Genomic DNA, 23,155 nt, shown 5'->3' with positions numbered 1-23,155 from the left:
ATGTCCCCCGATAACCCGATTGATTTCAGCACCGGCAGTCTGGTCGTGCTCAATGTGATCCTCGCTCTGATGATGTTCGGGGTTTCCCTGACCCTGCGTGGCGAGGATTTCCGGCGCGTGCTGCGTATGCCGGAAGCGCCGGCGGCGGGGCTGCTGGCGCAGTTCGTATTGCTGCCGGCGCTGACCTGCGTGATCACCTGGTTTCTCGACGTGGAGCCGGAGCTGGCGCTGGGCATGATCCTGGTGGCCTCCTGCCCGGGCGGCACCTTTTCCAACATCATGACCTGGCTGGCGCGGGCCAATGTGGCGGTGTCCGTCAGCATGACGGCGGTGTCCAGCCTGGCCGCCACCGTGCTCACGCCGCTGAATTTCGCGCTCTACGGCTGGCTGAACCCCAACACCCGGGCGATGGTCACCGAGATCGCGCTCGACCCCTGGAACATCCTGCTGCTGGTGGCGCTGGTGCTGGCGTTGCCCCTGGTGCTGGGCATGCTGGCCGGCCGCCACTTTCCACGCTTCGCCGAGCGTGCCCAGAAGCCCATGCGCGTGATCACGCTGCTGGTGCTGTTCGCCTTCGTGGGCCTGGCGTTCGGTAAGAACATGGATGTGTTCCTGGAAAACGCGGACCGTATCGTGGCGCTGGTGATCGGCCAGAACGCCCTGGCACTGGGCGTCGGCGCCCTGGCCGGGCTGCTGGTGGGCCTTAACCGTGCCGACCGGCGCGCAGTCACCATGGAGGTGGGCATCCAGAACTCCGGTCTCGGGCTGGCGATTCTGTTCACCTTCTTCCCGCAGGCCGCGGGCATGATTCTGATCGCCGGCTTCTGGGGCGTCTGGCATCTGGTCAGCGGCCTGGCGCTGGCGCTGATCTGGTCGCGTTCCGCCGAGCCGGTGGCCAAGGAGGGCGTATGAGCCGGGTACTGATCACCGGCGCCGGCGGTTATATCGGGCGCCTGCTCGGCGAGCGGCTGGCCGAGGGCCACACCGTGCTGGGGCTGGATGTGCGGGTGCCGCCGGGGCTGCCGTTTGAATGCCGGGAAGGGGATATCCGCGACCCCGCACTGGGCGAGCTGCTGCGCGAGCAGCGCATCGACACCGTGGTCCACCTGGCCGCCGTGCTGGAGGACTCCGGCGACCGGGCGCGGGATTACGACATCGACGTGAACGGCACCCGCAATGTGCTCGACGCCTGTCTCGGCGCCGGGGTCGGGCAGCTTATTGTCACCAGCTCCGGGGCTGCCTACGGCTACCACTCGGATAACCCGCCCTGGCTGGATGAGCAGGACCCACTGCGCGGCAATCCGGAATTCGCCTATTCCGACCACAAGCGCCTGGTGGAGGAGATGCTGGCGGACTACCGGCAACGTCATCCGGCGTTGCGGCAGCTGATCCTGCGCCCCGGTACCGTGCTCGGCGAGGGCACCCGCAATCAGATCACCGCGTTGTTCGAGCGCAAACGGATCCTCGCCATCGCCGGTTCCGATTCACCGTTCGTATTCATCTGGGACCGGGATGTGGTGGGCGCCATCGCGCGCGGTGTGGAGACCGGCGCCGAGGGCGTCTACAACCTGGCCGGCGACGGCGCGTTGGGCGTGCGCCAGGTGGCGGCGATTCTCGATAAGCCGGTGTTGGTGCTGCCGGCCGGCCTGTTGCGCGCTGCCCTGTGGCTGGGCCACCGCCTGGGGCTGACGCCGCACACGCCGGACAAGCTGAATTTTCTCCGCTACCGGCCGGTGCTCAGCAACCGGCGCTTAAAAGAGGAGTTCGGTTACCGACCGGAAAAGACCTCCGAGCAGGCGTTCCGCCTGTTCGTTGACGCGGCGCGAACCAGGGGGCAATTATGACCACGCCGACCACGACGCTGGTTACCGGCGCCGCGTCCGGCCTGGGCTGGTCGCTGGCCAGGGCGGCGTTCGCGCGCGGCCACAGCGTGATTCTGGTGGACCGGGACGCGGATGCCCTGGCGGAAAAGCACGCCGAACTGGCCGCCGAAGACGCGCCCCGGGTGCGCCACTTCGCCCTGGATCTCACCGATGGCCCGGCCCTGGACCGCTTGATCGACGCCGTGACCGCCGGTGGCCGGCTGGATGTGCTGATCAACAACGCCGGCATCACCCACCGCTCGCCGGCGGCGCGCACCGACATGAAAGTGTTCCGCCAGGTCATGGCGGTGGATTGGGAGGCGCCGGTGGCGCTGACCCTGGGTTGTCTGCCGTTGCTGCGCGCGAGTGGCGGCTGCGTGGTCAATATCGGCTCCATGGCCGGCTGGATGCCGGTGCTGGGCCGTGCCGGCTACTGCAGTGCCAAGGCGGCGCTTACTCAGTTTTTCGAAGTGCTGCGCGGCGAGGTGGCGGACCAGGGCATCCGCGTGCTGATGGTGTACCCCAGCTTTCTGGCCACGCCGATCGAAACCAATGCGCTCGGCTTCGACGGCAAGCCCGCCGCCCACGCCCGCTCGTCGGTGGGCAAGGTGCGCAGCGCCGACTGGATGGCCGAGCGGATTCTGAAGGCGCTGACGCGGGGCGAAAAGCGGCTGTTCCCGGACAGCTTCACGGTGTTTGCCAGCTTGTTGTGGCGCCTGGCGCCGAATACCTATCATCGTCTGATGCGGCGCCGCTTCGCCGTGGAACTGGAATCCTGAATGCTGGAACCGTTGCTGTCTCCGTGGGTGTTGCTGGGCCTGTTCGTACTGCTGGCTTACACCACCGAGGCGATGACCGGCTTCGGCTCCATCGTCATCGCCTTGTCCCTGGGGGCGCTGGTATTGCCGCTGGATACGCTGATGCCGGTGCTGGTGCCGTTGAACCTGTTGCTCAGCGGCTACCTGTCGCTACGCTACCGGCGGCTGGTGCACTGGCGCCTGTTGTTACGGGGCATTCTGCCGTTGATGGCGGCGGGCACCCTGGCCGGTTATCTGGCGCGGCCCTGGCTGGGGCAGACGCTGCTGCAAACCCTGTTCGGTGTGCTGATCGCGGTGTTCAGTGTCCGCGAGCTCTGGCGCCTGCGCCACGGGCCCGCGCCGGCCCGGCCCCACGGCGCCGGCTGGGGCCGGGTGTGGATGCTGCTGGCCGGGGTCACCCATGGTTTGTATGCGTCCGGCGGGCCCTTGCTGGTGTACGCGCTGAGCGGCGTGACCCTGGACAAAAGCCGTTTCCGGGCCACCCTGATCATGGTCTGGTTCACGCTCAACGGTCTGCTGACCCTGGGGTATGCCGCCCAGGGGGCGCTGCAGCCGGTGTGGCCACAGCTTGCCGCGCTGGCGCCGGTGGTGCTGGCGGGCATCGTGCTGGGTGAGATTCTGCATCACCGCGTCGACGAGCATCGCTTCCGTCAGGTGCTGTTCAGTGTGTTGTTGCTGGCCGGGCTGGCCTTGGTGTTCTAGGATTTAAGGCAGCAACAAGGAGGGCGCCATGTCCGCAGTGGAAATTCGACCGGTGAGCGGCATTGCCGTGGAGCCGTGGCTGGACGAGCTCGCGGAGCTGCGTATCCGTATCTTTCGCGATTACCCTTACCTGTACGACGGCTCCGCGGAGTACGAACGGGACTATCTGGACCGCTACGCCCGTTCCAAGCAGAGCGTGGTGGTGCTGGCGATGGAGTACAACCGCCTGATCGGCGCCGCCACCGGCCTGCCCCTGAGTGACGCCGACCCGGAATTCGTGGCGCCGTTCGAGCGCCACGGCCCGCCCCCCGAGCAGGTCTTCTATTTCGGCGAGTCGGTGCTGCTGCCGGCGTACCGTGGCGAGGGCGTGGGCCACCGGTTCTTCGATCTGCGCGAGCTGTACGCCCAGGACTTCGGCTATTCACTGACCGCCTTCTGCGCGGTGGTGCGTGATCCGGCGCACCCCCGGCGTCCCGCCGATTACCGCTCGCTGGAGCCGTTCTGGCGAGGGCGCGGGTACCGGCCGGAGCCGGCGCTCACCGCCCGTTTTCCCTGGAAAGACCTGGGGGACAGCGAGGAAACCGAAAAGACCATGCAATTCTGGATGCGTGACGCCACCCTGGCGGAATCTGAAATGTAAAATGTGAACGCCTAGTACGTTCGCCTCATGAAGAACGCGTCAATGCCGGTCTATAGTCGAACCCACTTGGAGAGGGTAACTATGGATTGGTCCTACCTGAAAGGTCGGCTGCTGCGCGGCCTGCTTATTATCGTGCCGCTGGCCCTGTTGGCGGCGTTGATCGCCATGGCGGTGGCCGGCTGAGCCTGCCACCGCCGGTAAGCGGGCGTTACCGTCGACGCAAGAGCGCCACCGGATTGTTCGCCATCACCAGTTCCCAGCCCTGCTCTCGCGCCAGCCATTGGAAGGTGGCCGGCTGCCAGAAACACACATGGGTGGGGTCGCGCCGGTAGTGCCAGCGCGGAAAATGCCCGTCGTCGGTCAGAAAACGGGTCATCACCCCCAGCCAGCCCCCCGGTTTCACCAGCTCCGCGAATCGCCGCCACTCCCGTTCCGGCCAGTGCAGGTGTTCAAGCACCTCGGTACAGGTCACGAAATCGTATTGCTGGTCCAGCGGCGCCGGGTCCGGGGCGTAAATCGGATCGTAGACGCGCATCGGGTGGCCCCGTTCTTCCAGCATGCGTGCCAGGGCCGGGCCCGGGCCGCAGCCGAAATCCAGGCCCCGGGCGCCGGCGTCCAGGCGCTCGCAAAGCGGCGCGCCCAACTGGTCCAGAAAACGCCGGTAGCCGGGGTCGTCCGGTTCATTGCGGTGCAGGTCGTACTGGGCTTTTTCTTCGGCCTGGTCCGGTAACTGGGTGGCGGCGAGGAAGGTCAGGTGGCAGCGCGGGCACCGCAGATAGCGGCGCCCCTCCACGGAGGCGAACAGCTCGGCGCCGGGTTGCCCGCACAGGCGGCAGCCGCTCATGGGGCGGTCAGCCACTCCCGCAGGCTGTCGTAGGTGCGCGGGTCCTCGAGCATCGCCATATGGCCCATGCGATGGAACAGCCGCCGGGTGAGGTTGTCGGCGTCGGGGTAGAGCCGTTCGGCCAGGGCGCTGTCCACCCGCACCAGCCAGTCGCCCAGCGGGTTGTCGGCGCCCTCGTCACTGAGCGAGCCGGCCAGGAACAGTTGTTTCACGTGCGGGTCCAGCGGCACCTTGCCGCTGGGCCGGGCTTCATCCAGTGGCCGGTCCCGCCATTGCTTTTCCAGCACGTAGCCGAAGCGCAGGTCGCGGATGCCGTCGGAGCGCAGATTGCCCAACCGCATCAGGGGCCGGGAGTAGGGGGTGACGCCCAGCAGCCGGTTGGCCTGGTTGCCGACCCGTTCAAGCACCGCCCCCTGGTGGGGCGCCCCGAGGCACGCCAGATGGCTGATGCGGTCGACCCAGGCGTCGCCCCGTTCGCGGCCCTGATGCAGGGCGCTGCGCGACACCAGGCCGCCCATGCTGTGGCCGATCAGAATGACGCGGGAGGGCAGCGCGATGCCGGCCAGCAGATCGGCCAGTGCACGGCCGTTCTCGGAAATATGCAGGCCGGTGTTGTAGCGCAGCGTGCGGGTCTGGGCATCCAGTTTCGGGCCGGCCCAGTCGCTGAAGGCGCGGGCGGCCGGGTTGTTCCAGCAGCCTTCGTTCAGGCATAGCCCGTGCACGAACAGAATCAGGGTGTCCCGTTCCAGGGACGGCGCCTGGGGCAGCATGGTCATCGGCAGCGCGTAGTCGCTGTCCTGGGTGTGCAGCAATTGCCCGAACACGCCGTTGACCACGCTGCGCAGGTCCAGGTTGTCGCGCAGCTCCTGGTCCGGATCGGCGGCCAGATTGGCGAACCCGGCGAGATTGCCGGCCTGGCGAAACCCGTAACGGATCAGGTCGTAGACGATGGGCGCGGCGGTATAGCCTTCGCCCCGGATCTTGAACGGGTTGGCGATGGTGCCGTGCATATCCTGCACCACCTGTGTGACTTCTCCGCCCATTGTTGTTAGTAGCTGGGCGAGCCCGCCCAGTTGTTGGCTCAGTCTTTTCATCCCCGGCTCCTCATGCGCTTATCGATCATAGCAGGGTTGGTGCGGCGTCCCAACGCCGCCCGGAGCCGCGCAGCGCCGGTTTGTCGGAACGTAAAATAGAGGAAAATCAAAGGGGTGGCCCCTGTTCACTGGCGAAGCGGAACGATAGATTGCTCCTCAACGATCACGACACGTCGAGGAGTGACTATGCGTACGTTCAGTAAAGGACTGTTAGTAGTAGTGTTTGGTGGCCTGCTGGGTCTGGCCGGTTGCGATCAGCAAGGCCCGATGGAAAAAGCTGGCGAAAACGTCGACGAGGCCGTTGAGGACGTCACCGAAGATCAGGGCCCCATGGAAGAGGCCGGTGAAGAGATGGGCGAAGCTTGGGATGAAACCAAGGAAGCCGGTAGCGAAATGGGCGAAGCCATGGACGGTGACGACAGCTAATACAGCTTCGTTAGCGACAAAAAAACCGCCGGCTACTCCGGCGGTTTTTTTATGCCCGGACGCCGGCGACGCCCGGGCCGAAAAGATACATTCGGCTACATCCGTTCACCCAAACGGGACGCATTGTGTCTTTGGTGCTTCACCCCGGCTGGCTAGAGTGAATGCGTATTGGGTGGCCCTTTGCCACCCGTGATCAGGGGCGAACATTGCGGGCCGCCCGGCCCGCTAACCAGGAGTGATCCGATGGCTTCCGAGGGACAAAAAGCGGTGTCCGAATCGCCGCTGCGGCTCGCCATCGAGGCGCTTCACGGCCGCGCCCGGGCCCTTTCCGAGTACTACTCCGTCTATCGTTCCGGGGCCGGCCCCCGTGCCCGTGGCCGCCGCCATCAGCGGGTCCGCGAACTGCGCCACGATATCGTCCGGTTGCAGGCCTGGACCTGGTACCTGTCAGTGGCGGATCGCCGGCCCTGGTGGTGGCGCGCGCTCCATCGGCTCAGTGGCGTATTCGGCCGTGACCGGCGGGAGCAGGCCGGCCGGCGGCGCCACCGTCGCGCCGGCATTCAGCGCCTGAGCAGCTTCAGCGTGGTGGACCGGGCCTATGTGGCGCAGATGGAGGACTTCCAGGGCCGCCTGCTGACCCTGCAGCTGGCCCAGCAGAGCCGACCGGACCCGCGCCGCGCGGCCTGCCAGCAGCGGCTGGAAGACGCCGTGCGCAGGCTCGCCGAACACCGCCGCTGCCTGGCCGAAAACGCCGGCCGGGTGGCGGTGATCTGCTGGGCGCTGGCCCGGGTGCTGCGGGTGCGCGGCTGGCTGGGTCTGGATCGCGGCGAGCCCTGCGTGGTGGATTCATGAACGCGTCATCCCACGACCCTGATACCCGCCTGCCGGTGGTGTTCACCCTGGCCGACCTGAAGCAGCAGCTGCCCGGCGACGAGCAGGCCGCCATGGCGCTGGCCCTGCGCTGGCTGGAAAGTGGTCAGGTGCGTCAGGTGGCGCCGCCGCGCCCGGTGTTCATCCGGCTGGGCAGCGGTGAGACACCTGCCGAGGCGGACCTGTGTCTGGCGCTGCGGCGCGCCTTCCCCTCCCTGGTGGTGGTGGGCGGCTCCGCGCTCTGGCGCCAGGGCATCAGCCACGAGCGGGACGCGGTGCTGGACTGCGCGGTCAGTGAGCCGGTGGAGCGCTGCCCGCTGCCCGGGGTGCGCCTGCATCAGCGGCCCGCCGGCTGGCTGGATGTGGTGTCCCGGACCGGTGGGCTGCATGGGCACCTCCACGAGGTACCGCTATTGAGCGCGGAAATGGCGGTGGCCGACGCCGCCCGCTTCACCGATGTCTGGGTGCCGGACCGGGACCACCTGGACTGGCGCACGCTCAGCGCGGAGCGCATCACCGCCGCCCAGGATGCCATGAACTCTTTGTGACACCCCTGCGATAAGACGATGGCGCATTGACCCCTTGCCGCCTCAAGAGTATAAATGCGAATCGTTATCAGGATCACTTTGAGTTATCTATGCTGTTCCTTCTCGCCGCCGTGCTGCTGGCCGGCACCGCCTTACTGTATCTCTCCGACCGCCAACAGCGGGCCCTGGCCCAACCGTTGCCGGCCGCCGCCCGCCTTGCCGGCGTGATTCTGGTGGTGGGGAGTTTCGCCGGTTGGGGCTGGCGTTTGGGGCCGGGCGTGGGGTTGTTCACCGCCTGCTGGGTGTTCGCCCTGGGCGCCATCTCGCTGCCCATGCTGGTGGGCCATCTGGTCGACAGCTACCGGCGCCCCGGCGCCTCCGGAGAGAGGGCATGAGGGCGCTTCTGGGGGGTGTGCTGGGCTTGCCGCTGGCGGCCATGTTGTGCGGCCTGCTGGCGGCGGCGATGCCGGTGGACTGGCACGACTGGCTGGTACTGATGATGTTGCTGTGCCTGGTGTTCTGGGCCGCTTTGATCGTGCTCGCCGGGGTTGCGTCCAGCCATTGGCGTGCCGGCGTGGTACTGCTGGCGGCCAACGGCCTGGCCTGGCTGTTGCTGCAAACCACCACGCTTTACGGGGGTGCCTGATGCGCGTCGACACCATGAAACGGCAGATCGATCTGCATGCCTGGGTGGGTATTGTTTCCGGGTTGGCCTTGTTCGTGGCGTTCTTCGCCGGCGCGGTCAACATGTTCCACCATGAGCTGCATCACTGGCAGGAGCCCTGGGAGACCGCCGAAGCCGGCGACGCCAACATGCAGGCCCTGCTGGACACGGTGATCGCCAGAAACCCGGAGGCCGGCAACTGGCTGTTCCTGATCCCCGGCGACGAGCCCGCCGCCATCTGGCAGGAAAGGGTGGACGGCGAGGCGGTCTGGCACACCGAGCACGCCAGCGACTTCAACGATGCCGGGGAGGCCGTCGAGCGGCCGCATTCGGAGCTGGCCGGGTTCATCAACGAGCTGCATTTCCAGCTCGGCATCCCGACGGTGGGGCTGTACCTGATGGGCGTGATTTCGGTGCTGTACGGCGCCGCGCTGATCGGTGGCCTGGTGATCCACTGGCCGAAAATGAAAAAGGAATTCTTCGCGCTCAAGCACCAGGGCAATCTGCGCCGCTATTGGAAAAACCTGCATAACCTGGTGGGGGTGATCAGCTTCCCGTTCCATCTGATCTTCGCGGTCACCGGCGCCGCCATGGGCTGTTTCGCCTTGCTCACGCTGACACTGGGCGCCCTGGTGTTCGGGCCCCAGTTCCAGGGTGCCGCCACCGAGGCCATGGAGGCCTGGCCGACCCCGGAAGCGAGCGGTAACGCCGCCGCCATGGCGCCGGTGGACCAGTATCTGGCCACCGCCCGCGAGCAGCTTCCGGACATGGAAGTGGGCTGGATCGAGTTGCAGCAGTACGGCGATGAAAACGGCGTGGTCGACGTGGGCGGCTCGGTGCCGGGCAATGTGGCCCACCACGCCCATGTGGTGATGCGCGCCGACAACGCCGAGCTGCTGACGGTGTCCGCGCCCGGCGCGCGGCCGTTCAATCATTTCCTGCTGTCGCCGGTCTATTCGCTGCACTTCGGTGACTATGGCGGCTTGTTCGTGCGCCTGCTGTATTTCGTGTTGGGCCTGCTGGGCTGCCTGCTGTTCGTCTCCGGCAACATCATGTGGAGCGAGCGGCGCACCGACCGCCAGGGCCCGAGCCGGGCGGCGGCGATCATGTTGCGCCTCACCCTGGGGGTGACCTTCGGTGTGATGGCCGGTATCGCGGCGTCCTTCATGGCCAATAAGCTGGCGATGTATTCGCCCTGGCCCGGCACCACCGCGGTGGCGGAAAAGGCCGCCTTCGTCGCCACCTTGCTGGTGGCGGTGCTGAGCGCGTTCCGTTTCCCGCCACTGACCACGGCGCGGGTCTGGCTGCCCCTGTGTGCCGTGCTCTATGTGCTGGTGCCGGTGCTGCAGGGTGCCATCGAAGGGTTCGCTTCCTGGCTGGATCCGGACCGCCTGCTGGTCAACGGCTCGCTGCTGGCGATCGCCGCCAGCCTGTTCCTGGTCGACCGCCTGCGGGTGCGCCGTCTGCGACAGGCCGGGCCGCATCCGCTCTGGGTGAGCGGCGTCCGCCGCGGCGCGGCCGGGCCCGCCGAGGCCGGCGTCGCCTGAACGCCGGGCCGGGTCCCGGCCGCCGCCGCGCGTCTTTTTGTACGCCGCTTTGCCGCCCGTTAGCCACCCGATAGGCGACGTTCGCTGCTGAAGTGGCGCTTTGTGTCTGTCTGTAGCCTTTCCCGTCCGCGCCGTCATGGCCCGGTCATCCCGTAAAGGAATACTCGCGCCTTGTTCTGGTACGGGGGTTCCTTATGAGCGGTTGGCAGGATTCAGGGCGGGCACGCCGGTTTTGCATGGTGCCGGTGTTCTTGATCACCGCGTTGCTGGCGGCCTGTGGTGGGGGTGGGGGTGGCTCGGACAGTGACCCGGCGTCGCCCGAGCCCTCCAACCGGGCGCCCCAGGCGATACTGGAAGGTCCGGCCCGGCTGATCGCCGGCACCGAGGGCACCTTCCGGCTCACCGCCGAGGACGATGACGGCCGGATCGAGTCGGTGACCTGGACCGTGGACGGGGCCCTGACCGTGGTCGAGGAGCAGCCACGCCGCCTGACGGTGCGTGTGCCGACTTCGGCGGTGGACGGCGAAGCCCGGGTTCGGGTGCGGGTCACCGACGACGGCGGCGCCTCCGCGGAGGGGGTGAGCACGGTGACCATCGAGGCCGCCGGCGGCGATGCGCCCCGCGTGGACGCCGGCCGGGACCAGCGCGTCGATGAGGGTGAGGCCCTGCAGCTCAACGGTGGCGCCACGGTGTCCCCGGGCCGCTCCCTGCGGCGCCTGGGCTGGCGGCAGACCGACGGGCCCGAAGCGGTCATCGACGGCGCCAGGGACCAGAACCTGTTGACTATCGTCGCGCCGCAGGTGGACGCCGACACCGCGCTGACCTTCGAACTGGAAGCCGAGGATTCCAGTGGCGCCGTGGGCCGCGATACGGTCACCGTCACCGTGGTGGATACCTTCAACAACCCCCTGCCGACGGTGGATGCCGGCGACGACCGCACCGTCACCGCCGGCGAGCGGGTGGTGCTGGACGGCACCGCCAGTGACGACGGCGCCGTGGTCAGCGTGCTGTGGCGGGTGACGCCGGGCGGCCCCGCCCTGACCCTGGAGGGCGACGACCGGCTGCAGGTGGCGTTTACCGCGCCGCCGGTGGCCGAGGCCACGGACGTCGAGCTGTCGCTGACCGCCGTGGACGATCAGGGCGGGCGCGCCAGCGACCGCGTCACCGTCACTATTCTTCCGGCACCGGCCAACGCGGCCCCGCGTATCGATGACGCCTACGCCGACCCGGGCGTCGCCAGCGGCGGCGAAACCGCACGGCTGCTGGCGGTCGCCTCGGACCCGGACAACCACCCGTTGCAATACCGCTGGACGCAACGGGATGACGGCGCCCCGGCGCTGGCGATCGACAACGCCGACACCGGCGACGCCCGGGTCACCCTGCCGCTGCTGGACGAGGCCACCGTGTTCGGCTTCGAGGTGACGGTGTCCGACGGCGACCGCGAGACCAGTCGCACGGTGACCCTGCAGGCGACGCCCCGGGCGGAGGCCTCGCCGGGTGTGTTCCAGTGCCTGCTCAGCCCGCTGCAGGCCGGCTGCCCGCTGGCGGTGCTGGGCGGATTGCTGGACCCGGACGGGATCGGCGCCTGCCTGGATGATCCGCGCGATCCGGCCTGTCCGTTCTCGGCGCTGGCGAGCCTGGATGACGGCGTGGCGGGGTGCCTGCGCGATCCCGCCGGCGGCGGCTGCGAGGCGATTCTGGGCAAGCTCACCGACCCGCTCTACGTGCTGGAAACCCTGCCCCAGGCGGCGCCCGCCGACCAGTGCACGCCGGCCTTCGACGCGCGCACTTTCGAGCATTACATCGGCGCCATTCACGAACACACCGGCTATTCGGACGGCGCCATCAGCTCGCGGCCGGCGGAGGTGTTCGAGCGCACCCGGGCGCTGGGCCTGGATTTCACCGCCGTCACCGACCACTCGGACAACACCCGCCTGCCGCTTTCCGTTAACGGCGATTGTTTTTCCGAACGCTTCTTCGAATGTCTGATCGCCGATGACGATGCCCCCTTCGATTCGTTCCGCAAGTGGTCCGCCACCGAGGAACAGGCGCTCGCCGCCAGCGACGACGGCTTCACCGCCATCCGGGGTTTTGAGTGGACCTCGGACCGCTTCGGGCACATCAATCTGTTGTTCGGCGACAACGTGATCAACGCCAAAACCGGCCCCGGGTACGCGGTGTCCATGGGCCTGTTCTGGCAATGGTTCAGTTATCCCGCCGCGTTCGGTGGCGGCGGCGACAGCCTGCTGGTGTTCAACCACCCGGGGCGCGAGGACGCGCTGGAACAGATCGTCGAGCCGATCGGCGGCGATCCCGCCTACACCTTCAACGATTTCCGCTACGTGCCCGCCGCCGACCGCCGCGCGGTGGGCCTGGAGGTGTTCGGCAAAGGCTCGGAGTACGACTCCGGCGGCCCCGGCGGCAGCTGGCTGGCCTACGCGCTGGATAAAGGCTGGCATCTGGGCGCGGTGGGCTCGGAGGACCATCACGATGAGGAATGGGGCGATCCGGATCTGCCGAAGACGGTGTTGATCGCCCGGTCCCGCGACGCGGCGGACTTAAAGGAAGCGTTGTCCGCGCGTCGCTTCTACGCGGTGGCCCAGGGCTACAACGACCTGCGCATGACGGTGCGCGTGGACGACAAGCCCATGGGCAGCCGTCTGCGCCGCCCGGAGGGACAGCAACTGCCGTTGCGGGCATCGCTGAGCCGCGCCGGCGCGGATTTCACCGGGCGCATGGAGCTGGTCACCAACGGCAACCGGGTGGTCGCCACCGGCACCGGCGCGAGCTGGACCGCGACCCTCACCGTCGGCGACCAGGAGCGGTATTATTTCCTCCGCATTCTGGATCCGGACACGGGCCGCCCGGTGGCGTTCTCCAGCCCGGTGTGGGTGTTGCCCGGGGCGTCCCCGTTGCCGCTCTGCGAAGCCGACGGTGGCGGCGCCGGATCAATCCTGTAGCAGGCGGTCGAGACGGTCGAGGAAGAAGGGAATTTCCTGTTCCAACTTGAACAGGCGCGGGGAGAACAACCAGGTCTGGGTGATGCCCATCAGATAGGTGTAGCACAGCAATCCCAGCTCGTCGGCGCCGTGGCGATCACTGATGAGCTGCTGTTGCTGGGCCTGCGTGACCAGGTTGGTGAGTACCGAGACCACGTCCCGGGTGAGTTTGCGCTCCCGTTTGAGGGTGCGCTCCATGGTCGAGGTGAGCTCGGTTTTATTGAGCAGTATTTCAAACGACTGACGGTGCCAGCGGTTATCCACCAACAGGCGCAGCCATTGTTCCGCGAATTCATGGATGGCGTTTAACGGATGTGCCAGCTCACCGCGTGCCTGGTTGATCAGGTCGGCCAGCGGCTGCTGCGAAAACGAAAGCACTTCCTCGAACAATTCATCCTTGTTGTTGAAGTGCCAGTAAATCGGTCCGCGGCTGAAGCCCGCCTCGGTGGCGATCTTGGCCAGCGTGGTGTTGGTGTAGCCGTTGCTGCTGAAAAGCTGCAGGGCCACTTCGACGATTTTGCGGCGGGTTTTTTCCGCGTCTTCTTTTGTTCGTCTCATCGGCAACAAGGCCGCCACGCGCAAGCGAAACGTGGCGGCCGACCTCCCTGTGCGGATTAATCTTACAGTTCGCCGTCGTCGGCCATCTGCATGTAGGTGGTGTCAAAGCGCAGCTTGATGTTGCCTTTGTCGCCCAGCACCTTGCCACCCGGGAAGGCGATGCCGATAAAGTCGGCACTGGGGGCGCCTTCGCCCAGCAGACCGTGTTTAAAGGAAAACTCACGCACGTCGTCCATGGCCTGGAAGGCTTCGTCGCTGTTGGCGAAGGCCACGGCGGCATCCGGTTCCCAGAACATCTTCATGCCGGCCAGCTGGTCTTCGTAACCCTTCTGGTCGGTGCCGGAAGCCTGGCCGAGAAAGGCGCGGGCGTCTTCGCCTTTCTGGGTGTTGCTCTCCAGAATCGCCATTACTTCGTACCAGGCGCCAGTCAGTGCCTTACCCAGCTTCGGATTGTCCTTCAGGGTTTCGGTATTGACCAGGGTCAGGTCCTTGATGTGGCCGGGGATCTGGCTGGAGTCGAACACGATTTCGGCGCCGGGCGTGGCGGCCGCTTCGGTGAGCAGCGGATTCCAGGTGACGATGTTGCGCACGTCGTCGCTGCTGAACGCGGCCACGATATCCGCGTCGGAAGTGTTCACGATGTTCACGTCCCGCTCGCTCAGGCCCTGTTCTTCCAGTGCCCGGGCCAGCAGATAATGGGACACCGACAATTCCACCAGGTTGATGGTTTGGCCTTTCAGTGACGCCACGCCGCCGTCCGGGTCTTTCATCACCAGGCCGTCGTTGCCGTTGGAGTAGTCGCCGATCAGCAGGGCGGTGGAATCGACGCCGCCGGCGGCGGGGATCGACAGGGCGTCCATGCTGGTGAGGGTTACCGCGTCGTACTGACCGGCGGTGAACTGGTTGATCGATTCGATGTAATCATTGATCTGGGTGATCTCCACATCGATGTCGTACTTGTCGGCCCACTTGTCCATGATTCCGGACTCGTCGGCGTACTTCCAGGGCATCCAGCCGGCGTAGATGGTCCAGGCCAGCCTGAAGCTGTCGCGTTCCTCGGCCTGCGCCGTGGACGGCGCCAGGAAAGAGGCGGACATCACCCCGGCCAGCGCCAGCGCGCCGGTCCAGTGAAGAGTGCGTTTGATTAACTTCATGGTGTTCTCCTGTACGGTCGGATCAGAACATTTTCAGGTAGCGTTTCACTTCCCAGTCGGAAACCAGGTTGTGGTACTGCTCCCACTCGGAGCGTTTGAAGTCGATAAAGCTGTCGAACATCAGGTCACCGAACACGTCACGGGAAAGCGGGTCCGCCTCGAAGGCGTCCACCGCTTCGCCCAGGGTGCGCGGCAGCATTTCAATGCCCATCGCCTTGATCTCGGCGAGGCTGTGGTCGTTCATGTTTTCCCGGTGCGGTTCACCCGGTTCCAGTTTTTCGCGAATCCCTTCCAGGCCGGCGGCCAGCATCATCGCCGCGCCCAGATAGGGGTTGCCGCTGATGTCCGGGGCGCGGCATTCCACGCGGCCGCCCTGGGACGGAATGCGCAGCATGTTGGTGCGGTTGTTGTTGCCGTAGCAGCAATACACCGGTGCCCAGGTGGAACCGGACATGGCGCCGCGCTGCACCAGACGCTTGTAGCTGTTCACGGTGGGCGCGATCACCGCGCAGATGGCGCGCGCGTGTTTCAGCACCCCGGCGATAAAGTGGTAGGCCAGCGGTGACACACCGCACTGGTGCGGGTCGTCGCCGTCCGGCTCGAACAGGTTCTTGCCGCTGTCGATGTCCGCCAGGGACATGTTGAAGTGGGCGCCGCTGCCGGTGCGGTCGGCGAACGGCTTGGCCATGAAGCTGGCGAAGGCGCCGTGCTTGCGGGCGATCTCGTTGGCCATCATGCGGAAGTACACCAGACGGTCGGCCATGTTGAGGGCGTCGGTGAACATGAAGTCGGTTTCGAACTGGCCGTTGGCGTCCTCGTGGTCGAAGGAATACACGTCCCAGCCCTGTTCGTTCATGGCGTCCACGATCTCGTCGATGATCGGCAGGTTGTCCATCAGCACGCTGGGGTCGTAGCAGGGCTTGTCGAGCACATCGCGGTCGCTGATCGGCGCGAAGCCGCCGTCCTCGGTGTCCTTGAACAGAAAGAACTCGGTCTCGATGCCCAGGTTGAAGCTGAAGCCCAGCTCGGCGGCGGCCGCCAGCTGGCGCTTGAGAATATGCCGGGAACAGGCCTGGAACGGCTCGCCGTTCAGGTGCAGGTCGCTGGCGAACCAGGCGAGCTGACGGTTCCAGGTGCATTGGGTGGCGCTGGCCGCGTCGGGCATGGCCGCCACTTCGTCGTCGTTGATGTCCTGGGGCACACCGTCCAGGGCGGCGCCGGTGTACAGTTCCGAACCCTTCATCATGCGGTCCAGGTGGTTGAGCGGCACGAACTTGCCCTTAATGGCGCCGTGGATATCCACGTAGCTGGCCATGGCGTACTTCACGCCTTTTTCCGCCAGATCCTGGCGCAGGGATTCAACGGGTTGGTACGCATTCATCGGTTTCTCTCCTGTCGGTTCCGTCGCTGGGCGCTCAGGGTGCGCCTTGGCACGATTCCTTCATTCAATATACATGCCAGCCTGTATATATAATTTCGGACGCGCGGCCTTCCCGGCCTGTTCGATCCGGCCTGCGAGGAGAGAAACAGTGGTTCAGAAACAAGGGTTTAGCAGAGAGATTCGACTGGGCGATCTGCCGCTTAAAGAAGGCGGCGTGCTGCGCGATGCCGTGCTGACCGGCTACCAGATCGGTGCGTTGAACGCGCGCCGGGACAACCTGGTGATCGTTCCCTGCTACTACGGTGGCACTTATGAGGGCAGCCTGCCCCTTGTTGGTGCGGGCGGCCCGCTGGCCGGCGGCGACTACTGCGTGGTGCTGTTTGATATGTTCGGCAACGGGCGCGCCAGCTCGCCGAGCCGGTGCCACCCGTCACAGGCGGGGCATCGTTTTCCCGCCGTGACTCTCGACGACAATGTGGAGGCCCAGCGCCGGGCGTTGCAGGCCTGGTTCGGCGACGTGGACATTGCCCTGGCCACCGGCTGGTCCATGGGCGGCATGCAGTCCTATCTGTGGGCGGCGCGGCATCCGCGGCGGGTGCAACGCCTGCTGCCAGTGTGCGCCACCGCCCGCTGCTGGCCCCACAACCGGGTGTTTCTCGACGGCGTGCGCAGCGCTCTGATGGCGGACCCGGTGTACAACGGCGGTGATTATCAGCGCGCGCCGGAAGCGGGGCTCAAGGCGTTTGCCCGGGTTTACGCCGGCTGGGCCTACAGCCAGGCGTTCTTCCGCCAGGGCCTGTACCGCAATCTGGGGTTCGCCGACATCGACGCGCTGCTGCGCTTCTGGGAGCAGGACCATCTGGCCCAGGACGCCAATGATCTGCTCGCCGTGATGCACGCCTGGGAAAGCGCCGACCCGGGCGACAGCGCCCTGGGCGCGATCAGCGCGCGCACCCTGGTCATGCCGTCGCGCACCGATCTGTACTTCACCGTCGAGGACGCCCGCCACGAGGCCGGGCTGATCGCCGGTGCCCGCGTCGAGGTGCTCGACTCCGACTACGGGCACGCCGCCGGCGCCCCGGGGCGCGAGCCGGTGGCCATGGCGCAGTGGTGGCGCGCCATGGCGGGCCTGCTTGCTGCTCCCTGAGCTGCTAATATTCAGCCATTAAATGACGTGGAAGGCCGGAGCCATGACAGCGAGGACCGAGATACGAAACTCCAAGAGTAAAAGCCGGGCGCTTAAGGGGACCCGCCTTGAGCTGACGCTGGCGGCGGAGCAGGTGTTCGCGGTAAAGGGTTTGCAAGGCGCCACGTTGCGTGAGATTCGTGAGCAGGCCGGGCAGAGAAACGAGTCCGTCATCCACTATCATTTCGGTTCCCGCGAGGCGATCGTGGAGTCGGTGTTGCAACTGCGCTCCGCGCCAGTGGACGCACGCCGAACCGAAATGCTTGATCAGGCACTGGCGGCAAGCAACGGCATGCCGTTGAGCACTGAGCAGATATCCCGTTGTTGTCTCATGCCGCTGGCCGAGTTGCTTCTCGACGGCTCTTCCCCAGGTCATTACATGCGCTTTTTGATACAGCTACGCGTGGACCGTGCTGTCTGGCGCCAGTTTCGTGGTCTTTACGGGTTGGGGCTGGAGGCTTGTCTTGCCGCCCTGCGCGACTGTAAACCCTACATGCCCGTGCAGATTGTCGATCAACGCTTTATAAGCGTCATGGATATGCAGGTTAATGGCCTGGCCGCGCTGGAGCAGATTCAGCACGCTCAAGGTTCCGCGTTCCGCTACGACGACGCGCGTGTGCGTATTGAAGATTTGATCGCCACCGGGGCGGCGATGTTTGATGCCCCGTTGTCGCCGGCCGTTGTGGCGGCGCTGGATAAGAGCACGGAACAGGTTCGCAAGGACGAAGGCAGAGGTTGAATGGTTACCGCGCAGCAACTGCAGCAACAATGGGCCGACATGGACGCGTCGCGGGCCCGGCGCATACAGCGGGACACCGCGACGCAGATCAGGCTGAGCGACGATTTGCCGCCGGTGCGCACGGTTGCCGGCGTCGATGTGGGGTTCGAGAACGCCGACACCGCCCGTGCCGCCATTGTGGTGCTGGATTACCGCACCCTGGAGCCGCTTGATTACGCCCTGGCGCGACTTCCGGTGGCCTTTCCGTATGTGCCCGGGCTGCTGTCGTTCCGCGAATGTCCGGTGATCCTGCGCGCGCTGGAACAGCTTCGGGTGGCGCCGGATGTGCTGCTGTGCGATGGCCACGGCATCGCCCACCCGCGCCGGCTGGGTATCGCCGCGCATCTTGGTGTGCTGACCGGGCTGCCCGCGGTGGGGGTCGCCAAGAAGCGGCTCACCGGCCGCCACGGCGAGGTGCCGGAGGGGCGCGGTGAATGGACGCCGTTGCTGGACCGCGCCGGCGACACCCTGGGCGCGGTGCTGCGCACCCGAGTCGGCACCCGGCCGCTGATCGTGTCCCCGGGCCATCGCACCGATCTGGCCACGGCGCTGGAACTGGTGATGGCCTGCACCACCCGTTATCGGCTTCCCGAGACCACCCGCTGGGCGGACGGGCTGGCGTCCAACCGCGGCCAACGATGGCTCGCCCGCCTGGATGCGCTGCGCTAATCTGGATCGACAACATCGATAACAACCAGGGAGAGCGTACATGGATCATCTCAGAACACACCGCTGGCTGTCGCTGAGCGCGTTGCTGCTGGGCGCCGCCGCCTGCAGCACCACGCCACCGCCGCCGCCGCAAGCGGAATACGGTGAACCAGCCGTCGTCGAGGGGCCGTTGCCCTACCTGGGCGTGCACGGCCTGGGCATCGACCCGCGGGGCCGGCTGCTGGCCGGCAGCGTGGTGGGGCAGTCCTTGTCCCTGGTGGACCGGGAGAGCGGCGCGGTCCGCCCGTTCGTGGGGCCGCCGGCGGGCATGGCCGATGACGTGGCGTTCGGGCCGGACGGCGAGGTCGCCTGGACCGCCTATCTGGTCGGCGAGCTGCGCATCCGTAACGCGGCCGGTGAGATTCGTACCGTGGCCAGTGGCCTGCCCGGCCTGAATTCCCTCGCCTATACCGAGGACGGCCGTCTGTTCGCCACCCAGGTGTTCATGGGCGACGCGCTTTACGAAATCGACCGTAGCGGTGAACAGCCGCCGCGCAAGATCATCGAGGGCATGGGCGGGCTCAATGGCTTCGAGTTCGGCCCCGACGGCCACCTGTACGGCCCGCTCTGGTTCAAGGGCGAGGTGGTGCGCGTCAATGTGGAGAGCGGTGAGATGGACACCGTCGCCGACGGCTTCCGGATACCGGCGGCGGTGAACTTCGACGGCCAGGGGCGCCTGTACGTGGTCGACAGCGCCACCGGCGAACTGTTACGGGTGACTCCGGGCCGTTCTGAAAAGGTCCGTGTCGCGCAGCTCAGCCCGTCGCTGGACAACCTGGCCATCGATAAAAAAGCGGGCCTGATTTACGTATCCAATATGGCTGATAACAGCATCCAGGAAGTGGATCTGGCCGACGGCCGGGTCCGTGACCTGGTGCGCACCCGTCTGGCCGCGCCCTCCGGGCTGGCGATGGTCGGCGACCAGCTGCATATCGCCGACACCTTCGCCTACCGGGTGATGGACACCGGCAGCGGCGACATCCGCGAAGTGGGCCGCATGTGGGCGTCCCATCTGGAGTACCCGCTCAACGCCTGGGCGGACGAGCATGTGGTGGTGCTGACCAGCTGGGCCACCGGCACGGTGCAGGTGTTCGACCGCGCCAGCGGTGAAATGACCCACGGTTTCCAAGACTTCCAGGCGCCCCACGACGCCGTGCAGCTGGCCGATGGCAGCCTGCTGGTGGCGGAGCTGGCCACCGGCCGTCTGCTGCGTGTCAGCGGTGAGCAGGGCGAGCAGCGGGAAGCGGTGGTGGTGGCGCTGGCCGGTCCGGCGGGCATGGCGTTCAACGCGGACCGCTCAACCCTGTTCGTGACCACGGCGGGCGGTTCGGTGTGGGCGGTGAACCCGGCGGACTGGTCCAAGCGGCGGGTCCGTGACGGCCTGGCGATGCCGGAAGGCATCAGTGTCAGCGCGGCCGGTAAGCTGCTGGTGATGGAAGTGGGCAAGCAGCGCCTGCTGGAGATTGATCCGGTGGACGGCGCCACCCGCACGCTGGCCGAGGACCTGCCGGTGGGGCTGCCGGCGCTGGAGGGGCTGCCGCCCACCGGGGTGTTCAACGACGTGGTGGAAGCGGCCAACGGGGATCTGTTCTTCACCGCCGACCGCGACGCCGGGCTGTACCGCCTGCCCCGGCGCTGACCTTCGTGCCTGCTACTGACTGGCGGGCAGCGTGATCCAATGACGGTCGTCCGGCGTCTGGCCGGACACCGTCTTCACCACCGCCAGGTAGTCGCCGACGAACTCCACGATTTCCACCCGCCCCACGCTTTGCCCGGGGCGGAACGCCACCACCTGGCCGGAGGGCGCGCGTACCGCCTTGCCCGGCTCCCGCACGTCCAGCCGCTGGCCCTGATTCAGACCGTTAACGCGGCTGGCACTGATATACAGGCCGCCGTCCTCGCCCTGGAAGACGCGGCTGGACCAGGGGGCCATGGCCACGCGCCGGTTGATCTCGTCCATGAGCGCGTCGGCACCGGCTTCACTGTTGGCGAAGCGGTCGATGCGGTAGTGGGCATTGAGGCTGGTGTCGTGCAGCTCGGCGCTGAGGCCGTCGCCTTCCTGTGCCGGCATGATTTCCACCAGCAGGCGCACGCCTGGGTAAGCCGCCAGGCTGGCCAGGCAAGCGTCGCTGGCAGTCGCCTGGTTTTGGCAAGCGTCCGCAGTGTTGATGGTCTCCGCTACCAGCCCGCCGGGAAGTGGGCGCAGACCTTGTCCCTGGCCGTCGCTGTAGAGCGTTTCGACCAACGCCCGACCGTCCTGTATGGAAGGGGCAAGGACCAGGCCGATGTTCGTCAGAGGGTCGTCGCCACTGACCGTATCTGGGCGTTCTGTCTGGCTTGAGCCGGCATTGGTGCGGCTCTCCCAGAACGGGGTTTGCCAATCGGACTGTTCACGATCCAGTGCCAGTTCAGAGTCGGTAAGTGCGAGGGTCTCTTCCTGAGTGATGTCGGTGGCGCAGGCGCTTAGCACCGCCAGCGTCAAAATCAGGGCGGAGCCCCTGCAAACGGATAAAGTCATGGTGTTCACTTCCGGACATTTGTGATCAGGGCTGAAATTAAAAAGCCGGAGAGGCAAGGCCCCTCCGGCTTTTCATGGTACTACAGTGGACCAGGCGTTGATTAGAAATCCACCGCGATGTTCAGGCTGGCGGCCTGGACATCATCATCCGCGATACTTGCCTGGGGATCGCCCGGGCCGGAGAAGCCGCCGATGAGGCCATTGCCGGTCAAGGCAACCGCCTGATTCTCTTCCATGACACCATAGGTGAACCAGGTGCGCAGGGACTTGTTCACCTGGTAGCTCAACTCCAGATCATAGAACATGGAATCGTCAGTGCCGAGGGCTGGATGATCCACGTCCAGTTGACCGACGGCACCGGTAATGGAGAACTTCGGAGTCAGGTTGAAGGTCGCTTTGCCAGCGATGATCTGTTGGTCTAAGTCTTCCACGCCAAAGGTCTGCCCGATGCTGTAGACGCTGGTCGGGCTGTTGGTGGATTCAGGATTGCTATTGATCAGGCTGGAATAGGTATCAAACCCGGTGGAGACCAGGCCGCCGTCTTGGGCGCCAGCGTACTGCAACCCCCAGTCCATCAAGCCCAAGCTGCCTTCCAGTCGCACGAACTGGGACATGGAATCTTCGGTGAAGTACTGGCCATTGCTTGGGTCTGCGGTTTGCAGCTCGCCGTCCATGAACAGGTTAAAGCCCACAGTCATCTTGGCCAGTTCACCGACATCGCCAGCTACGTAACCGGATACCGCGTTGACGCCTTGCAGGGCGTATTCATTGCCGCCGGTCACGCCGGAATCGTTCTTGCCGTAATGGAGAAGCAGCAAGCTGGTATCGAGGCCGGCTACCTTGGCCACGGCGGCTAACCCGTACTGATCGCCATTATCGTTATTGTCGAAAGTTGCGCCGTTGTGGGCATCTTTACGACGGTCATAAAGAGCGAGAACCTGAAAATCCTTGCTGAAAGGCTGAATCATCAGCAGGCGGTCACGGCGATCGTCACACACCAGAAAGCAACTGTTGTAGCTGGTAGCCTGACGGCCGACCCGGAAAACGGTGTGGCCCACCGGAATCTGCAAATAACCCAGATCCAGACGAACGTTGTCACCGTTGTTGGAGGTGTTGAAACCCTGGGGGCCAGTGGTTTCATAGTTGCGAGCGTCGCCAGACCACCGGTCCCCGGCCACCTCCAGGCTGGTGTGTAGGGAAATGCCGGTGTCTTCGTCAAGGAAGTCGGTCTTGACACGAATCAAATGCGCCATGCCGTTGTCGCTATCACCGGTAGCGCCGCCAAGTTCGAAAGCTTCGGATTCTACTTGGAAACCGGTGGCGCGGTATTCAACGCCGAAGTCGGTTTTCAGTGCCTGGGCAGCGGGGGACAGCGCGGTGGTGGCGCCGAATACGGAGGCCAGGCCGATTGCTTTGGTCAGTGAAGAGATGCGGAGTTTGCGGTCGGCACTGCTGTTCAGCGCCCCCTGAGCTTTATTGGTCCACTTAAGTGCCATTGTTTTTGTCCTGTTTTCTTCGAAGTTTATTGGTATTTGAGGGCTTATCCGGTTATCCAGCGCCGGCCTCGAAACCCTCTTATATGCCCTTCCCAGGGCATCGTCTCCCGAGCGGACACCTTTACGAAGAAAGAGTCCACTAGACTTTCGGCGAATACCTGAAAAATCAGCTGTTCACCCGGTTGTCACGAACTATCTTAGAACCCCTCTTGTCACAGACGCAATACTGTAAAACGCCAAAATACCCTTTGGTATGTGGTTTATTTTCAGAGCCGGAGGACAAATCCGGACGGCAATGTGAACACTGGTAAATTAAAGGACGGGCCGCCCTGACTTTTTAATGTAAACAAAAATACCGGTCGGTATGTACGGGGTGTTCCGGG

The 23,155-nt window shown here is 65.7% G+C and carries 23 protein-coding genes; 16 read left to right on the top strand and 7 right to left on the bottom strand.

Annotation, left to right across the window (positions count from 1 at the left end; all coding sequences use genetic code 11):
* The 5 genes from ISO4_RS01070 to ISO4_RS01050 are packed head-to-tail and all read left to right on the top strand — an operon-like array spanning window position 1 to window position 4,022.
* Window positions 1-912 carry a bile acid:sodium symporter family protein gene (locus ISO4_RS01070; RefSeq protein WP_194854855.1) on the top strand — a complete coding sequence of 304 codons (912 nt, stop codon included), beginning with the start codon at window positions 1-3 and terminating at the stop codon, window positions 910-912.
* Window positions 909-1,844: an SDR family oxidoreductase gene (locus ISO4_RS01065; protein WP_194854854.1), complete on the top strand. Its 936-nt coding sequence runs from the start codon at window positions 909-911 to the stop codon at window positions 1,842-1,844. Before ISO4_RS01070 ends, ISO4_RS01065 begins: the two co-directional genes overlap by 4 nt.
* Window positions 1,841-2,641 carry an SDR family NAD(P)-dependent oxidoreductase gene (locus tag ISO4_RS01060; protein ID WP_194854853.1) on the top strand — a complete coding sequence of 267 codons (801 nt, stop codon included), beginning with the start codon at window positions 1,841-1,843 and terminating at the stop codon, window positions 2,639-2,641. Before ISO4_RS01065 ends, ISO4_RS01060 begins: the two co-directional genes overlap by 4 nt.
* The gene (locus ISO4_RS01055; RefSeq protein WP_228547815.1) at window positions 2,642-3,382 is read left to right on the top strand and encodes a sulfite exporter TauE/SafE family protein; all 741 of its coding nucleotides are present in this window, start codon (window positions 2,642-2,644) and stop codon (window positions 3,380-3,382) included.
* Between the two features lie 28 nt (window positions 3,383-3,410).
* A complete protein-coding gene (locus ISO4_RS01050) occupies window positions 3,411-4,022 on the top strand; it encodes a GNAT family N-acetyltransferase (protein ID WP_194854852.1) in 612 nt (203 codons plus the stop codon).
* A 208-nt stretch (window positions 4,023-4,230) separates the two neighbouring features.
* On the opposite strand, the gene ISO4_RS01045 is transcribed toward ISO4_RS01050, so the two are convergent.
* Together ISO4_RS01045 and ISO4_RS01040 are read right to left on the bottom strand one after the other, a co-directional pair.
* A complete protein-coding gene (locus ISO4_RS01045) occupies window positions 4,231-4,866 on the bottom strand; it encodes a class I SAM-dependent methyltransferase (RefSeq protein ID WP_194854851.1) in 636 nt (211 codons plus the stop codon).
* Window positions 4,863-5,960, bottom strand: coding sequence for an alpha/beta fold hydrolase (locus ISO4_RS01040; RefSeq protein ID WP_194854850.1), 1,098 nt, complete (start codon window positions 5,958-5,960; stop codon window positions 4,863-4,865). The genes ISO4_RS01045 and ISO4_RS01040 overlap by 4 nt, the downstream gene beginning before the upstream one ends.
* Window positions 5,961-6,146: 186 nt before the next feature.
* Here ISO4_RS01040 and ISO4_RS01035 point away from each other — a divergent pair, with 186 nt between their 5' ends.
* The 7 genes from ISO4_RS01035 (at window position 6,147) to ISO4_RS01005 (ending at window position 12,954) form a co-directional block, all read left to right on the top strand.
* Window positions 6,147-6,386 (top strand): hypothetical protein, encoded by a 240-nt coding sequence (locus tag ISO4_RS01035; RefSeq protein WP_142947610.1) that lies wholly within the window; start codon window positions 6,147-6,149, stop codon window positions 6,384-6,386.
* Between the two features lie 243 nt (window positions 6,387-6,629).
* Window positions 6,630-7,238: a hypothetical protein gene (locus tag ISO4_RS01030; protein ID WP_194854849.1), complete on the top strand. Its 609-nt coding sequence runs from the start codon at window positions 6,630-6,632 to the stop codon at window positions 7,236-7,238.
* Window positions 7,235-7,804 (top strand): hypothetical protein, encoded by a 570-nt coding sequence (locus tag ISO4_RS01025; protein WP_194854848.1) that lies wholly within the window; start codon window positions 7,235-7,237, stop codon window positions 7,802-7,804. Before ISO4_RS01030 ends, ISO4_RS01025 begins: the two co-directional genes overlap by 4 nt.
* Before the next feature lie 89 nt (window positions 7,805-7,893).
* Window positions 7,894-8,178: a hypothetical protein gene (locus ISO4_RS01020; protein ID WP_194854847.1), complete on the top strand. Its 285-nt coding sequence runs from the start codon at window positions 7,894-7,896 to the stop codon at window positions 8,176-8,178.
* Window positions 8,175-8,429, top strand: a complete 255-nt coding sequence (locus ISO4_RS01015) for a hypothetical protein (RefSeq protein ID WP_194854846.1) — start codon at window positions 8,175-8,177, stop codon at window positions 8,427-8,429. The genes ISO4_RS01020 and ISO4_RS01015 overlap by 4 nt, the downstream gene beginning before the upstream one ends.
* Window positions 8,429-9,994: a PepSY-associated TM helix domain-containing protein gene (locus tag ISO4_RS01010; protein WP_194854845.1), complete on the top strand. Its 1,566-nt coding sequence runs from the start codon at window positions 8,429-8,431 to the stop codon at window positions 9,992-9,994. The genes ISO4_RS01015 and ISO4_RS01010 overlap by 1 nt, the downstream gene beginning before the upstream one ends.
* A 194-nt stretch (window positions 9,995-10,188) precedes the next feature.
* Window positions 10,189-12,954, top strand: a complete 2,766-nt coding sequence (locus ISO4_RS01005; protein WP_194854844.1) for a PKD domain-containing protein — start codon at window positions 10,189-10,191, stop codon at window positions 12,952-12,954.
* Here the strand turns inward: ISO4_RS01005 and ISO4_RS01000 are convergent.
* The 3 genes from ISO4_RS01000 to glnT form a co-directional block, all read right to left on the bottom strand.
* Window positions 12,943-13,551, bottom strand: coding sequence for a TetR family transcriptional regulator (locus tag ISO4_RS01000; RefSeq protein ID WP_194854843.1), 609 nt, complete (start codon window positions 13,549-13,551; stop codon window positions 12,943-12,945). The two genes, ISO4_RS01005 and ISO4_RS01000, sit on opposite strands and share 12 nt — an antisense overlap.
* Window positions 13,552-13,613: 62 nt before the next feature.
* Window positions 13,614-14,705, bottom strand: coding sequence for a putative urea ABC transporter substrate-binding protein (locus tag ISO4_RS00995; RefSeq protein ID WP_194854842.1), 1,092 nt, complete (start codon window positions 14,703-14,705; stop codon window positions 13,614-13,616).
* 22 nt (window positions 14,706-14,727) lie between these two features.
* On the bottom strand, window positions 14,728-16,086 hold the full coding sequence (gene glnT, locus ISO4_RS00990; RefSeq protein WP_142947601.1) for a type III glutamate--ammonia ligase: 1,359 nt from the start codon (window positions 16,084-16,086) through the stop codon (window positions 14,728-14,730).
* A gap of 148 nt (window positions 16,087-16,234) precedes the next feature.
* On the opposite strand from glnT, the gene ISO4_RS00985 reads away from it, so the two are divergent.
* From ISO4_RS00985 to ISO4_RS17140, 4 genes are read left to right on the top strand one after another with little or no spacing between them, the layout of a single operon-like run.
* Window positions 16,235-17,233 carry an alpha/beta fold hydrolase gene (locus tag ISO4_RS00985; RefSeq protein ID WP_323745312.1) on the top strand — a complete coding sequence of 333 codons (999 nt, stop codon included), beginning with the start codon at window positions 16,235-16,237 and terminating at the stop codon, window positions 17,231-17,233.
* A 43-nt stretch (window positions 17,234-17,276) separates the two neighbouring features.
* Window positions 17,277-18,011, top strand: a complete 735-nt coding sequence (locus tag ISO4_RS00980) for a TetR/AcrR family transcriptional regulator (protein ID WP_185956858.1) — start codon at window positions 17,277-17,279, stop codon at window positions 18,009-18,011.
* A complete protein-coding gene (nfi, locus tag ISO4_RS00975) occupies window positions 18,012-18,719 on the top strand; it encodes a deoxyribonuclease V (protein ID WP_194854840.1) in 708 nt (235 codons plus the stop codon). It begins immediately after the preceding gene.
* A gap of 40 nt (window positions 18,720-18,759) precedes the next feature.
* On the top strand, window positions 18,760-20,397 hold the full coding sequence (locus ISO4_RS17140) for an NHL repeat-containing protein (protein WP_194854839.1): 1,638 nt from the start codon (window positions 18,760-18,762) through the stop codon (window positions 20,395-20,397).
* A 12-nt stretch (window positions 20,398-20,409) separates the two neighbouring features.
* Here the strand turns inward: ISO4_RS17140 and ISO4_RS00965 are convergent, their stop codons facing one another.
* Together ISO4_RS00965 and ISO4_RS00960 are read right to left on the bottom strand one after the other, a co-directional pair.
* Window positions 20,410-21,276, bottom strand: coding sequence for a hypothetical protein (locus tag ISO4_RS00965; protein WP_194854838.1), 867 nt, complete (start codon window positions 21,274-21,276; stop codon window positions 20,410-20,412).
* A 101-nt stretch (window positions 21,277-21,377) separates the two neighbouring features.
* Window positions 21,378-22,772, bottom strand: a complete 1,395-nt coding sequence (locus ISO4_RS00960) for a hypothetical protein (RefSeq protein ID WP_194854837.1) — start codon at window positions 22,770-22,772, stop codon at window positions 21,378-21,380.
* Window positions 22,773-23,155 lie beyond the last annotated feature (383 nt).

It is taken from the genome of Alloalcanivorax venustensis ISO4, assembly GCF_015356855.1.
GTDB classification, from domain to species: Bacteria; Pseudomonadota; Gammaproteobacteria; order Pseudomonadales; family Alcanivoracaceae; genus Alloalcanivorax; species Alloalcanivorax venustensis.
This window is presented reverse-complemented; position numbering and strand designations above follow the sequence as displayed.